This window comes from Methylobacterium sp. P1-11 (assembly GCF_008329595.1).
Taxonomy (GTDB): domain Bacteria; phylum Pseudomonadota; class Alphaproteobacteria; order Rhizobiales; family Beijerinckiaceae; genus Methylobacterium.
The window spans coordinates 22,545-35,756 of sequence record NZ_NPKS01000047.1; the positions used below are offsets into that span (position 1 = coordinate 22,545).

The 13,212-nt window shown below is 74.6% G+C and carries 7 protein-coding genes; all 7 read left to right on the plus strand.

The window, feature by feature from the left end; translation table 11 throughout:
* Positions 1-315 precede the first annotated feature (315 nt).
* Entirely contained in the window at positions 316-576 is a 261-nt protein-coding gene (locus CIW48_RS29995) for an MbtH family protein (protein ID WP_149314051.1), read from the plus strand.
* 2 nt (positions 577-578) lie between these two features.
* Positions 579-1,301, plus strand: a complete 723-nt coding sequence (locus CIW48_RS30000; protein WP_149314052.1) for an alpha/beta fold hydrolase — start codon at positions 579-581, stop codon at positions 1,299-1,301.
* A gap of 73 nt (positions 1,302-1,374) precedes the next feature.
* Complete coding sequence (locus CIW48_RS30005; protein WP_149314053.1) at positions 1,375-2,346, plus strand: TauD/TfdA family dioxygenase; 972 nt, start codon at positions 1,375-1,377, stop codon at positions 2,344-2,346.
* Positions 2,343-4,037, plus strand: a complete 1,695-nt coding sequence (locus CIW48_RS30010) for a cyclic peptide export ABC transporter (protein ID WP_149314054.1) — start codon at positions 2,343-2,345, stop codon at positions 4,035-4,037. Before CIW48_RS30005 ends, CIW48_RS30010 begins: the two co-directional genes overlap by 4 nt.
* Positions 4,034-8,518 carry a TauD/TfdA family dioxygenase gene (locus tag CIW48_RS30015; protein WP_246695484.1) on the plus strand — a complete coding sequence of 1,495 codons (4,485 nt, stop codon included), beginning with the start codon at positions 4,034-4,036 and terminating at the stop codon, positions 8,516-8,518. The genes CIW48_RS30010 and CIW48_RS30015 overlap by 4 nt, the downstream gene beginning before the upstream one ends.
* Positions 8,515-11,658 carry an amino acid adenylation domain-containing protein gene (locus CIW48_RS30020; protein ID WP_149314055.1) on the plus strand — a complete coding sequence of 1,048 codons (3,144 nt, stop codon included), beginning with the start codon at positions 8,515-8,517 and terminating at the stop codon, positions 11,656-11,658. Before CIW48_RS30015 ends, CIW48_RS30020 begins: the two co-directional genes overlap by 4 nt.
* Before the next feature lie 5 nt (positions 11,659-11,663).
* Positions 11,664-13,212 (plus strand): condensation domain-containing protein (locus CIW48_RS30025; protein WP_246695485.1); only part of this gene is annotated, 1,549 nt, incomplete at its 3' end.

The window sequence follows — 13,212 nt, forward strand, 5'->3', positions numbered from 1 at the left end:
CCGCGCCGCGCCGGCGGGATCGGCCGGAGGGAATCGCAAGCTGGTTCGCGCGCCCCCAGAGACCGGGTTCCTCGCCGCCCCGGGGTCACGCCGTACCCGGTGGCCGCCCTGCCTAGCGCAGTTCGCCGTATTAATTCAAGGCGTCGAAGCAATGATTGAGACCATCGGACAGTAATGAATTAAATTAGAACATTTCAAATATGTAGAATCACCCTTGAGTCCGGCGATCTTTTGGTCATGTTATGCGCCAACAAGCGAAGTTCATTGATTCACTGGCGGGACTGCTCGCAGCCCTCACCTGAACGGGATGCATCGATGGCGTTCGATCGCGAAGATATGCTGTTCTACGTGGTGGTGAATCACGAGGAGCAATACTCGATCTGGCCGAGCTACCGCGACATACCGGACGGATGGCGCGCGGTGGGCGAACCGCGCGCGAAGGCCGATTGCCTGTCCTACGTCGACGCGGTCTGGACCGACATGCGGCCCCTGAGCCTGCGCCGGCACATGGAGGCGCAGGAACGCGGCGCCCCTCATCCGGATTCTCGGGACGCGCGCGACGGCGCGCAGGCGTGACCATGCCGGAGCCGATTCGGCTGTTCTGCCTGCCCTATGCCGGCGCGAGCGCCGCATTCTTCGCGCAGTGGCGCCGGGGCCTGCCCGCCGCGATCGACGTCAGGCCGGTCGAGCTGCCGGGGCGCGGCGCCCGGATCGGCGAGGCGCCCTACACCGACCCGCGGGCGCTGACGCGGCACCTCGCGGACGCGATCGCCGGTTCCGTCACGGGGCCGTACGCGCTGTTCGGGCACAGCCTGGGGGCGCTGCTCGCCTTCGAGCTGGCGCACGAACTCCCCGCCCGCGGGATCGCGGCGCCGCGCGTCCTGTTCGCCTCCGGATGCGCCGCGCCGGCCGTGTGCGACGGGGCGTTCTTCCGGCGCCCGCGCAGCGACGCGGATTTACGCGCGGTTCTCTCCGCCTACGGCGCGACGCCGCCCGAGGCGCTCGCCGACACCGCCCTGATGGCCCTGGTCCTGCCGGTGCTCCGGGCCGATTTCGCGCTGCGCGGCGCCTACACCTACGCGCCGCGCCCGGCGCTGGCCTGCCCGATCCAGGCGCTCGGCGGGTCGCGCGACGACATCGCGCGCGCCGACCTCGAAGCCTGGGGCCGCGAGACGCGCGGCCCCTTCGACCTCGCGCTGTTCGAGGGCGACCATTTCTTCATCCACGCGCAGCGGGCGCCGGTGCTCGACCGCGTCGGCCACCGGATCGGCACGCTCGCACAAGCCCGGGCTGCGGCCTGAGGCGGGAACGCCGCTCCGCAGGCGGCGTGCGCAGCGGCCCGCCGACGAACGGGACGTCACCAGGGAGAACGCCATGATGGAACTCGTGACCAGGCCCCTGCGGGACGAAGGGCCGTTGCCGCTCCTCGTCACGCCCGCGGCGGGCGCCGAGGGCGCGACGCTGGCGGACGCGCTCCCGGCGATCCGCTCCGCGGCCGCGGCGCATCTCCACGCCGCGGGCGGCCTGCTGCTCCGCGGCTTCAGCCTCGACGGGCCCGACGCGTTTCGCCGCTTCGCGGCCGGCTTCGGCCACGACCTCCTGAGCTACGAGTTCGGCTCGACCCCGCGCAGTCCGGTGACCCAGGGGGTCTACACGTCGACCGAATACCCGCCCCACCAGCACATCCCCCTGCACAACGAGCAGGCCTACGCCCGCGACTGGCCGATGAAGATCTGGTTCTACTGCCAGCAGGCGGCGCCCGCGGGGGGCGAGACGCCGCTGGCCGACAGCCGCGCGATCTACCGCGCCGTGCCCGAGCCGATCCGCACGCGCTTCGCCGAGCGGGGCCTGATGTACGTGCGCAATTACGGCAACGGTCTCGACGTGGCCTGGGAGCAGGTGTTCGGCACCCGGGACCGGGGGGCGGTCGAGGCCTATTGCGCCGGCCACGGCATCACCTGCGAGTGGAAGCCGGACGGCGACCTCCGCACCCGGCAGGTCTGCCAGGGGACCGCGCGCCACCCCGAGACCGGCGAGCCGGTCTGGTTCAACCAGGCCCACCTGTTCCACGTCTCGAACCTCGAACCGGAGGTGCGCGCGACCCTCCTCGACATCGTCGACGCGCCGGACCTGCCGCGCAACGTCTATTACGGCGACGGCAGCCCGATCGCCGATGCGGATCTCGACGCGATCCGCGATGTCCTCGCCGCCCACACCATCGTCTTCCCCTGGCAGTCCGGCGACGTGGTGATGCTCGACAACATGCTCACCGCCCATGCGCGGACGCCCTTCAAGGGCCCGCGCAAGGTCGTGGTGGCGATGGCGCAAGCCGGCCGCGCGCAGTGAGGGCCGCGGCGACGGCCATCGCCGATCCCGGAGCCGGGGCCGCGCTGTGGCGCGCGCTCGCCCGGGGCGCCCGCGCCCGGCTCGTGCTGGCCGGCGCGGCGAGCCTCGTCGGCGGGGTCGCCACGACCGGGCTGATCGTGCTCATCAACGGGGCGCTCCACGGGTCCGAGGCCGCCCGGGCCGACCGGGTCGCGTCCTTCGCGGCCACCGCCCTCGTCGCCTGCGCGGCGCTCGTCGTCTCGCGCGCCCTCTTCGCCGATCTCGGGCAGCGCGGCCTCGCCGATCTCCGGTCCGCGATCGCCGAGCGCGTCCAGGCCGCATCCTTCGCGGATCTCGAGGCGGTGGGCAGCGCCCGGGTGCAGGCGCTCGTGACCGAGGACGCCAATCAGGTCGCCAATCTCTTCACGGCGCTGCCCGTGCTCGTCACCAACGGCGCGGTGGTGGCGGCGACGCTCGCCTATCTCGGCTACCTCTCGATCCCCCTGTTCCTGGCCTCGGCCGTCACGATCGCCCTCGGGGCGGCCGGCTATTCCGCCTGCTACGGCCGCGTGATGCGGCATCTCGGGCGGGCCGGGGCGGAGCAGGACCGCCTCTTCGCCCATTTCCAGGCGCTCCAGGCCGGCGCCAAGGAACTGCGCCTGAACCGGAGGAAGGGGCGCCACTTCCTCGACGCGGTCCTGGCGGAGGCCGTCGCGCGCGTCGCCGACCACCGCCGGCGCGGCCTCGCCCTCCTCGCGCTCGCGGCGGGCTGGGGCCGCATCCTCTTTCTGGGGCTCGTCGGGCTCGCGCTGTTCCTCCCCGGCTCCGGCGCGCAGAACCCGGCCGTGACGACGGGATACGTCATCGCCCTCCTCTACCTGATGGGGCCGCTGGAGGCGGTCCTGAACACGATGCCGCTCGTCAACCTCGCCCGCGTCGGCGCGCGACGGATCGAGACGGCCTTCGCCGAACTGCCGCCCGAGCCAGTCGACGAGCCGGGGATCCACCCGGCCGCGCCCGTGCGCACGGCCACCGTGACCCTGCGCGGCGTGACCCATCACCGGGCCGATCCGCGGACCGGCGACCGCTTCGCTCTCGGTCCGATCGACCTGACGCTGCGCCCCGGGGAGATCACCTTCCTGGTCGGCGGCAACGGCTCCGGCAAGACCAGCCTCGCCCGGGTGATCGCCGGCCTGCACCCGCCGACCGGCGGGACGCTGAGCCTGGACGGGCGCCCGGTGGAGGGGCCGGCCCTCGCCGGCTACCGCGCCCATGTCGCGGCCGTCTTCTCCGATTTCCACCTGTTCGAGACGCTGCTCGGACAGCCGGACGCCGCGCACGAGGCGCAGGCGCGGGCATGGCTCGCGCGCCTCGGCCTCGACGGCCGTGTCGGCCTGCGGGACGGCGCCTTCTCCACCCGCGACCTCTCGACCGGCCAGCGCAAGCGCCTCGCCCTCCTCGTCGCCTGCCTGGAGGACCGTCCCGTCATGATCTTCGACGAATGGGCCGCCGACCAGGATCCGGAATCCCGGGCCGCCTTCTACGAGACGATTCTCCCGGAGCTCGCCGCCGAGGGCCGGACGATCCTCGTCGTCACGCATGACGATCGCTGGTTCGACCGGGCCGACCAGGTCGTGAAGCTCGAACGCGGCACTGTGGTGGAGCACCGGGCGGCCGCGCCCCGCATCCGCGCGGCGGGAGCCGGCGCATGAGCCGCGCGCGCCACGCAGCATCCCCGCGCCAGCCCGATCCGGCCCTGCCGGACGACAGCCTCGTCGCGATCCTGCGGGGGCGGGCCGCGGCGACGCCCGAGCGGCTGACCCTGCGCTTCCTCACGGACGGGCGCGCGGTCGGCGCCACCCTCGACTACGCGGAACTCGACCGGCGGGTCCGTGCCCTCGCGGCACGCCTCCAGCGCGACGCCGAGCCCGGCGCGCGGGCGCTCATCGCCCTGCCGAGCGGGCCGGACTACGTCGTGGCGTTCTTCGCCTGCCTCTATGCGGGCCTCGTCGCCGTGCCCTGCTACCCGCCGGAGACGCGGGATCCGCACCATGCGGCCCGCCTCGCCCTGATGATCGCCGACATGGCGCCCGATCACGTCCTGACGGATCGGGCGAACCGCGAGACCGTGGCGGCAACCTGCGCGGGCGCCACCGTGCGGGACATCGTCTGCGTCGATGCGGTCGGCACCGCGGAGGCGGCGGCCTGGCGGCCTGTCCCCTGCACGCCCGACACCCTCGCCTTCCTCCAGTACACCTCGGGCTCGACGGCCAATCCCAAGGGGGTCGAGGTCACCCACGGCAACATCGTCGCCAATGCCCGCTGGCTCGCCGAGGCGATCGCGCCGGGCGCCGACGACGTCTTCGTCTCCTGGCTCCCCCTCTACCACGACATGGGCCTCATCGCGGGCCTCATCGAGCCGATCTTCGCCGGCATGCCGCTCGTGCTGATGAGCCCGCAGGCCTTCCTGTCCCGGCCCGCCGCCTGGCTCGAGGCGATCGGCACGCATGGCGGCACGATCAGCGGCGGCCCGGACTTCGCCTACCGGCTGGCCTGCGAGCGCGTCGGCGCCGCCGCGGTGGCGGGGCTCGACCTCGGCGCGTGGCGCATCGCCTATAGCGGCTCCGAGCCGATCCGCCCCGACACGCTCACGCGCTTCGCCGCGCGCTTCGCCCCGGCGGGCTTCGCGCCGACGGCGCTCAATCCCGCCTACGGCCTCGCCGAGGCGACCCTCCTCGTCACGTGCAAGCCCCGGGGCACGCCCTGGCGCCGGCTGAGCGTGGCGCCGGCGCCGCTCGCGGCCGGCCGCGCCGTCGCCGACGAGGCCGGGATCGCCCTCGCGAGCAGCGGACGGCCGATCCGGCCCGAGCATCTCAGGGTCGTCGATCCGCGTTCGGGGCTCCCCTGCCCCGCCGGCACGGTCGGCGAGATCTGGCTCAGCGGCCCGTGCATCGCCCGCGGCTACTGGCGGAACCCGGAGGCGACCCGCGCGACCTTCGTGACCCGCGACGGCGCGAGGTGGCTGCGGACCGGCGACCTCGGCTTCCTCGACGGCGGCGAACTCTTCGTCACCGGACGGTCCAAGGATCTCATCATCCTGCGCGGCCACAACGTCTACCCGCAGGACGTGGAGACGGCGGTCGAGGCACGCGTGCCGGCCCTCCGCCCGGGGCGCATCGCCGCCTTCGCGGTCGAGGGCGCGGCGGGCGAGGGTATCGGGATCGCCGCCGAGATCGGCCGGAGCGCCGCCTCCCGCGCGCCGGAGATCGCCGCCGCGGTCGACGCCGCGCTGGCGGAGGTGCTGCGCGAGCCGGCGGACCTCGTCGCCCTGCTCCCGCCTGGCACCCTGCCCAAGACCACGAGCGGAAAGCTCCGGCGCGGCGCGTGCCGGGACGGCCTCGCGGCGGGCGACATCGAACCGCTCCATCTGTACCGGCGCCGGCAGGGCGGCGCGGCGCCGGACGAGCCGCCCCGGACGCCGACGGAGCGCGCCCTCGCGGCGATCTGGTGCGACCTCCTCGGCCTCGACCAGGTCTCGCGCGGGCGCGGCTTCCTGGAACTGGGCGGTCACTCGCTCCTGGCGATGCGCGCCATCGACCGCGTGCGCGCGGTCTTCGGGGTCGCCCTGCCGTTGCGCGACCTGTTCGCGGCCCCGACCCTCGCCGACCTCGCGGCGCGGATCGACGCCCTGCCCCGCGACGCCGCGGAGGCGCCCGCCCTCCTGCCGAGCGCGGAGGCGCCGGTCCTGTCGCTCGGCCAGCAGCGGCTCTGGCTGGCGGAGCGGCTCGGCGATCCGGCGGAGCGCGGCGCCTACGTCATGACCGGGCACATCCGGTTCGCAGGCCCCCTCGAGCCCGACCGGCTCATCGCGGCGCTGCACCGGGTGATCGCGCGCCAGGCCGTGCTGCGGACGGGCTATCCAATCGCCGAGGACGGCCTGCCGGAGCCCCGGATCGCCGAGACCGTCACCCTCGACATCCCCCGCGACGACCTCGCGGGTCTCGATCCGGCCGCGCGCGAGATCCGGGTCGCCGAATGCGCGGCCGCGGAGGCGCGCAGGCCCTTCGATCTCACCCGGCCGCCGCTCCTGCGCGCGCGGCTCCTGCGCCTGGCTGCCGACGACCATCGCCTCGTCCTGGCCCTCCACCACCTCGTCGGCGACGGCTGGTCGGTCGGCGTGCTGCTCACCGAACTCGGGGCCGCGTATCGCGGCGCGGAGGCTGCGCCCCTCCCGGCGCAGTACGCGGATTTCGCGCGCTGGCACCGGGCGGCGGTCGAGCGGGCGGCGGCCGCCGAGACCGTTTTCTGGCGGGGGCATCTCGCGGGCGTGCCCGCCCTGCTGCCCCTGCCGACGGATCGGCCGCGGCCGTCTGTCCTGTCGCAGGCCGGCGGCTCCGTCCGCTTCACGCTGCCCGGGCCGCTCGTGGCCCGACTCTCGGAGCTGGGCCGGACGCGCGGCGCCTCGCCCTTCGTCGTCCTGCTCGCCGGCTTCCAGGCCCTGCTCCACCGCCTGAACGGGGCCGAACGCTTCGTCGTCGGCACGGACGTGGCGGGGCGGCCGCTGCCCGCCCTGGCCGGGCTGATCGGCTTCTTCGTCAACGTGCTGCCGATCCGCGCGCGCCTCGACGGCGCGCCGTCCTTCGCCACGCTGATCGAGCGCGTCCGCGACGACGTTCTCGCCGCCTTCGATCACGCCACCTTGCCCTTCGACCGGATCGTGGACGCCCTCGACATCCCGCGCGCCCGCGCCCGGCCGCCCCTCGTCCAGGCCCTGTTCGTGATGCAGAACGCGCCGCCCGGCGATTTCGGCGTCGCGGGGATCGCGGCCGAGGTCAGGGCCGCCGGCGCGCACGGCTCGAAATTCGAGATGGCGCTCTTCCTCGACCCGCCCGAGCCGGGGGGCGGCATCGCGGCCGAATGGGTCTTCGCCACGGCGCTGTTCACCCCGGACCGCGTCGCGCGCCTGGCAGAGGCCTACGCGGCCCTGCTCGCAGCCGCCGCGGCGACGCCCGCCTCCCCGCTCTCCACCCTGCTGCCCAGCTTGCCGACGCTGTTGCCGGCGCTCTTGCCAACGCTCCCGCCCTCACGAGACCCGGAGGATTCCGTCATGTCGAACACCGCCTCGCCGCTCCCCCGCGCCGGCCGCCTGGAAGCGAAGCTCGACAAGCTCAAGGGATTGGGGGCGGGCAAACCCGCCGCGGCGGAAGCGGGCGAGCCGGCCCGCCTCTCGACCCTGGCGCCCGGACGCGACTTCCCCCTCGTGATCGAGCCGCTGTCGACCGATGTCGACGCGGTCGCCTGGGCCGCCGCCCAGCGCGGCTGGGTCGAGGGCAAGCTGCGCCGCCATGCCGGCCTCCTGCTGCGCGGCTTCGGCATCGCGAGCCCGCAGGAGTTCGAGGCCTTCGCCGAGGCGCTCCAGCCCGGTCTCTACGGCGGGTACGGCGACCTGCCCAAGAACGAGGGCGGGAAGAACACCTACCGCTCGACGCCCTACCCCGAGCGGGAAATGATCCTCTACCACAACGAGAGCAGCCACCTGCATGCCTGGCCGCGCAAGCAGTGGTTCTTCTGCCAGCAGCCGTCGCCGGTGGGCGGCGCGACGCCCATCGTGGATTGCCGGGACCTGTATCGGCGGCTGCCGCAGGAGATCGCCGCGCGCTTCGAGCGCCTGGGGCTGATCTACGTGCGCACCTTCACGGAGCGCTTCGACGTCGACTGGCGCCGCTTCTTCCACACCGAGGATCGCGCGGCCGTGGAGGCCCGCTGCCGGGCCGAGGGCGTCGACTTCGCCTGGCTCGACGCGGACACGCTCCAGACCCGGACCCGGTGCCCGGCGGTGATCACCCATCCGCTGACCGGCGAGAAATCGTTCTTCAATCAGGTGCAGCTCCACCACCCGCGCTGCCTCGACCCCGAGGTGCGCGCCGACCTCCTCAGCCTCGTGGGGCCGGAGCGGATGCCCCGCGACGTGCTCTACGGCGACGGGACGCCGATCGAGGACGCGGTGATGGACGAGGTCGGCCGCCTCTACGAGGCGATCGCCGTGCGCTTCGACTGGCGCCCCGGCGACGTGGTGATGCTCGACAACATGCTCGCCGCCCATGCCCGCGACCCCTACGAGGGGCCGCGCCGGATCGTCGTCGCCATGGGCGACATGGTCGCGCGGAGCGCGGTCTCGGGAGCGGCGGCATGAGCGGCACGCCGATGACCGAAGCGCCGGGCACCGTCATGCCGGACACCTTCGAAGCGCCGCCCACCCGGGCGCTCACCCCCGAGCAGCGCGCCTGTCTCGACGAAGCCGGCGCCGCGCCGAACCTCGTCGCCGAGACCGACCTTCCCGGACCGGTCGACACGGACCGGCTCCGCCGCAGCCTCGACGCGGTCGCCGCCCGCCACGACGCGCTGCGCACCGCCTTCGTGCGTGCGCCGGGCTTCCGCGGCTTGCGGCAGGCCGCGGTCGAGGCGCCCGGCGTGCCGCTCGATTCCGGCACGCCGCAGAGCGATGGCACGCCCTCCGGCCTCGCGCCTGAGCACGGGCGGACGCTCGCCGCCGTCCTCCTGCCGGCCGCGACGCCGCGCCTGCGCCTCGTCGCCAGCGCCCTCGCGGTCGATGCCGGCAGCCTCGACCGCATCCTGTCGGAGGTCGCGGCCGCCTACGCCGCGGGCGCGGCGCCGGTCGCCGACCCCGAGACCGCGAGCTACGCCCGGTACGCGGCGTGGCGCGAGGCGGTGGCCGACGACGACGCGGACGGCGAGGGCCGGGCCTATTGGCGGGACCATCTCGGCACGGGCGCTCCGCCCCTCCGGTTGCCCTATCGCCGCGCCGGGAGTGCCGCGGGGCCGGCCGCTCCGATCCGGCTGAGCCGCACCGTCGACGCCGATCTCGCCGAGGCCTTCGCGCGTGCGCTGGCCCGGCCGGACCTCGCCGCGGCGGGCGCCGAGGCCGTCCTTCAAGCCGCGTGGTGGCTGCTCCTGTCCCGCCTCGCCGAGCGGACGGAGATCCTCGGCGGCTGGGTGCACGATTGCCGCCGCGACTACGCGGTCTTCGCCGGCACGGTCGGCGTGTTCACGAAGACGCTGCCCCTGCGCCTCGCCCTCGCGCCGGAGACGAGCGTCTCGGCCGCCGCAGCCGGTCTCGCCGCGCGGCTCGACGAGCACCGCGCCTTCCAGGAGCTCTGCCCCCTCGAGCCGGCCGGCGACGACCACCGCCCCGCGGTCGGCTTCGCCCTCGGCGCGCAGGGATTCGCGCAGGGGCGGCTGCTGCCGGGGCCCGCCGGGTTCGAGCTCTGCCTGGAGCCGGCCCTCGACGCGGAGGGACGCCTCGCCGCGCTGACGCTGCACGCCGACCCGCGCCGCTACGCCGCCGAGGCCCTGGACACCCTGCTCGACCAGGTCGAGACGCTCCTCGCCCGCCTGCCCGCCAAGGCCGCGACGCCCTTCGCGGCCTACCCGCTCGTCGGCGCGCGCGAGGAGGCGCGCCTCCGCGCCTTCGGCCGACCGGCCCCCCGCGCCCTGCCCGCGGAGACCCTTCCGGTCCGCGTCGCCCGCCACGCGGCGACGGCGCCCGACGCGCCCGCGCTCGTCGGCGCCGGCCGCTCCCTGTCCTACGCCGAGCTGGAGGAGCGCGTCGCGCGCCTCGGCGCCTGGTTCGCGGCGCGCGGCGTCGGTCCCGAGCGCGTCGTCGCCCTCGACCTGCCGCGCTCCGTCGACCTCGTTGTGGCGATCCTCGCGGTCTGGCGCGCGGGGGGCGCCTACCTGCCCCTCGACCCGGCCTGGCCGCAGGCCCGCCGCGACCGCCTGATTGGGCTGGCCCGGCCCACGCTCACCGTGGCGCAATCGGCCGACGCCGCTGCCGGACGTCATGCCCTCGGCGCGATCCTCGAAGGCCTCGGCGAGGCCCGTCGCCCGGCCGAAGCCCGGGATCCCTCCGACATGGCCTGCCTCATCTTCACGTCGGGCTCCTCCGGCACGCCGAAGGGCGTGGTGATCGAGCACGCCCAGATCCGGGCCTACGTGGAGGCCGTCATCGACGCCCTCGACCTGTCCCGGCACGACCGCTTCGCGCTGACTTCGACGGTGGCGGCCGATCTCGGCAACACCATGCTGTTCGCGGCCCTGCGGCTCGGAGCCTGCCTCGTGGTCGCCGACGAGGCCGAGATGGCCGACGGCCCCGCCTTCGCGCGCTTCCTGCGCGCCAACGCCATCGACTGCGCCAAACTCGTCCCGTCCCACCTCGCCGCCCTCCTCGACGGCGTCGAGGCCCCGACCTTGCCCGCGCTGCTGGTGCTCGGCGGCGAGCCCAGCCCGGCGGCGCTCGTTCGGCGGATCCAGGCTGCGGCTCCGACGACGCGCATCGCCAACCATTACGGTCCCACCGAGGCCTGTGTCGGCGTGATGGTGCATCCGGACGCGGCAGATGCAGCGCCGGACGAGAGCCTGCCGCTGAGCCGTGTGCTCGACGGCAGCGAGGCCTACATCCTCGACGCGGCGGGCGCGCTCGCCCCGACGGGGGCCGCCGGCATGCTCCATCTCGGGGGCGCCCAGATCTGCCGCGGCTACCTCCCGGGCACGGGGACCGGCGGCGAGGGCGCGTTCTCGCCCAACCCGTTCGGAGAGGGGCGGCTCTACCGCACCGGCGACCGGGCCCGAATGCTGCCCGGCGGCCGCCTCGCGCTCGCCGGGCGGGCCGACGACCAGATCAAGCTGCGCGGCCACCGCGTCGAGCCGGGCGAGGTCGAGGCCGCGCTGGCGGGCCTTGCGGGCGTGCGCCAGGCGGCGGTGCGTCCCTTCACCTTGCCGGACGGCGCGACCGGGCTCGCAGCCTACGTGGTCACCGATCCCGAGCGGACATCGGCCTCCCTTCTCGCGGCGCTCGCCGAAGGCCTGCCCGCCGCGTGGCTGCCCGCCCCGATCCTCCGCCTCGACAGCCTGCCGCGCCTCGCCAGCGGCAAGATCGACCGTGCCGCCCTGCCCCATCCGGACGCCGTTGCGGGCGGCGGCGTCCAGCCGCGCACGGCGCTGGAGACCGTGCTCACCGACGCCATGGCCGACCTGCTGGGCTTCCCCGCGGAGCGCCTCGGCGCCACGGGTGACTTCTTCGCGACCGGCGGCAATTCGCTCCTCGTGATCAAGCTGACGGCGCGCATCCGCAAGCTGCTCAAGGTCGAGATTCCGCCGAGCCTGGTCTTCGACCACAGCACGCCTGCGACCCTCGCCGCGGCGCTCGGTGCCTATGCCCCGCCGGACCGGATCGAGGAGACGGCGAGCCTCCGCCTGGAACTCGCCGGCCTGAGCGAGGCCGAACGCGCCGGCCTCGCCGGGGCCGGCGCGTGACCGGGGTGGCTTCGCGCGATGCGGCGCGGCGCACGGCCCTCGCCCGCCTGCTCCGAGAGGACGCGGAGGAGGTCGGCGGGATTCCCAGGCACCCCGGCGGCCCGGCGCCCCTGTCGTTCCCGCAGGCGCGGCTCTGGTTCCATCAGCGCTACGATCCGGAGAGCCCGGCCTACCACTCGACGCGGGCCTTCCGCCTCACCGGCCCCCTCGACGTGCCGGCGCTCGAAGCCGCGTTCCGGAGCCTGATCGCCTGTCACGACATCCTGCGCACGGTGCTGGTGGATACCGCGGACGGCCCGCGCCAGATCCTGCGCGCGCAGGTGCCGTTCGCCCTGGAACGCATCCCGCCGCTGGCCGGGGACGCGCGTGCGACGCTGCGCGCCCTGAGCCGCCGCCCCTTCGACCTCACCGGCGGCCCACCGCTGCGCGCCGTCCTGTCGGAGGCGGACCCGGCGGGAATGCGTGTCCTTCTGGTGGTGATCCACCACATCGCGGTGGACGCGTGGTCGACGGCGCGGCTCTTCCGGGATCTCGCGCAGGCCTACCGGGAGGCCCGCGCCGATCCCGCACGGGTCGGGCGGCCGCTGCCCACCCCGAGCCTGCGCTTCGTGGATTTCGCCGCATGGCAGCGCGCCCGCTTCGACGGCGAGGCCGGCTCCGCCGCGCTCGAACGCTGGCGCCGCTACCTCGGCGACACCGTTCCGATGTTGGAACTGCCCCTCGACCATCCGCGCCAGCCGTTGGCGAACCGCCCAGGCGGACGGGTCGATTTCACCCTGGCTGCCGACCTCGCCGGTTCGCTCGCCGCTTTCTGCCATTCGCATGCGTGCCCGCCCTTCGTGGCACTGCTGGCAACCTGGCAGGTGCTACTCGCCCGCCTGAGCGGCCAGACGGATTTCGCAATAGGCGTGCCGAACGCCGCACGCACCCGCCCTGAACTGCAGGATCTCGTCGGCTTCTTCGTCAACACGCAGGTCTACCGCGTCCGCCTCGACGCACGCGTGAGCTTCCGCGATCTCTGCGCGCGGCTTCGCGGCGAAGCAATGGCCTTCCTGGCCGACGATGACGTCCCGTTCGAGCGCCTCATCGCGGAGACTCAGGTCGCGCGCGATACCGCGACCACGCCGGTCTTCCAGGCCGCCTTCAACTTCCGTCCCAGCCGGGACGCCGTCCCGCTCGACCTCGACGGCGCCGCCGTCGAACGGATCGACGTCGACGTGGCGAGCGCGAAATTCGACCTTGCCCTCGACGTCGCCGCCGACGGCACCGGCATCGATTGCCAGCTCGAGTACGATGCCGCCCTCATCACGGACGCCACCGCGCGGCGCTGGCGCGACGGCTTCCTCGCCCTGCTGCGTGCCCTCGTCTCGGCACCGGACCGGCCGCTGCACGAGGCGAGCGCGTGCACAGCCTCCGACCGGGCGGTGGTCCTGTCGGCGAACGCGACCGCACGGACCTATCCGGACGGTGCCGGCGACGTGCTCGCCGCCTTCGCCGCCCAGCTCGGTGCCGACCCGGACGCGACGGCCGTCACCGATGCCCAGACCAGCCTGA

Excerpts from the sequence above, each read along its gene's own strand:
- CIW48_RS29995 (WP_149314051.1), top strand. The coding sequence starts at position 316 with ATGGCGTTCGATCGCGAAGATATGCTGTTCTACGTGGTGGTGAATCAC.
- CIW48_RS30020 (WP_149314055.1), top strand. The coding sequence starts at position 8,515 with ATGAGCGGCACGCCGATGACCGAAGCGCCGGGCACCGTCATGCCGGAC.
- CIW48_RS30000 (WP_149314052.1), top strand. The coding sequence starts at position 579 with ATGCCGGAGCCGATTCGGCTGTTCTGCCTGCCCTATGCCGGCGCGAGC.
- CIW48_RS30005 (WP_149314053.1), top strand. The coding sequence starts at position 1,375 with ATGATGGAACTCGTGACCAGGCCCCTGCGGGACGAAGGGCCGTTGCCG.
- CIW48_RS30015 (WP_246695484.1), top strand. The coding sequence starts at position 4,034 with ATGAGCCGCGCGCGCCACGCAGCATCCCCGCGCCAGCCCGATCCGGCC.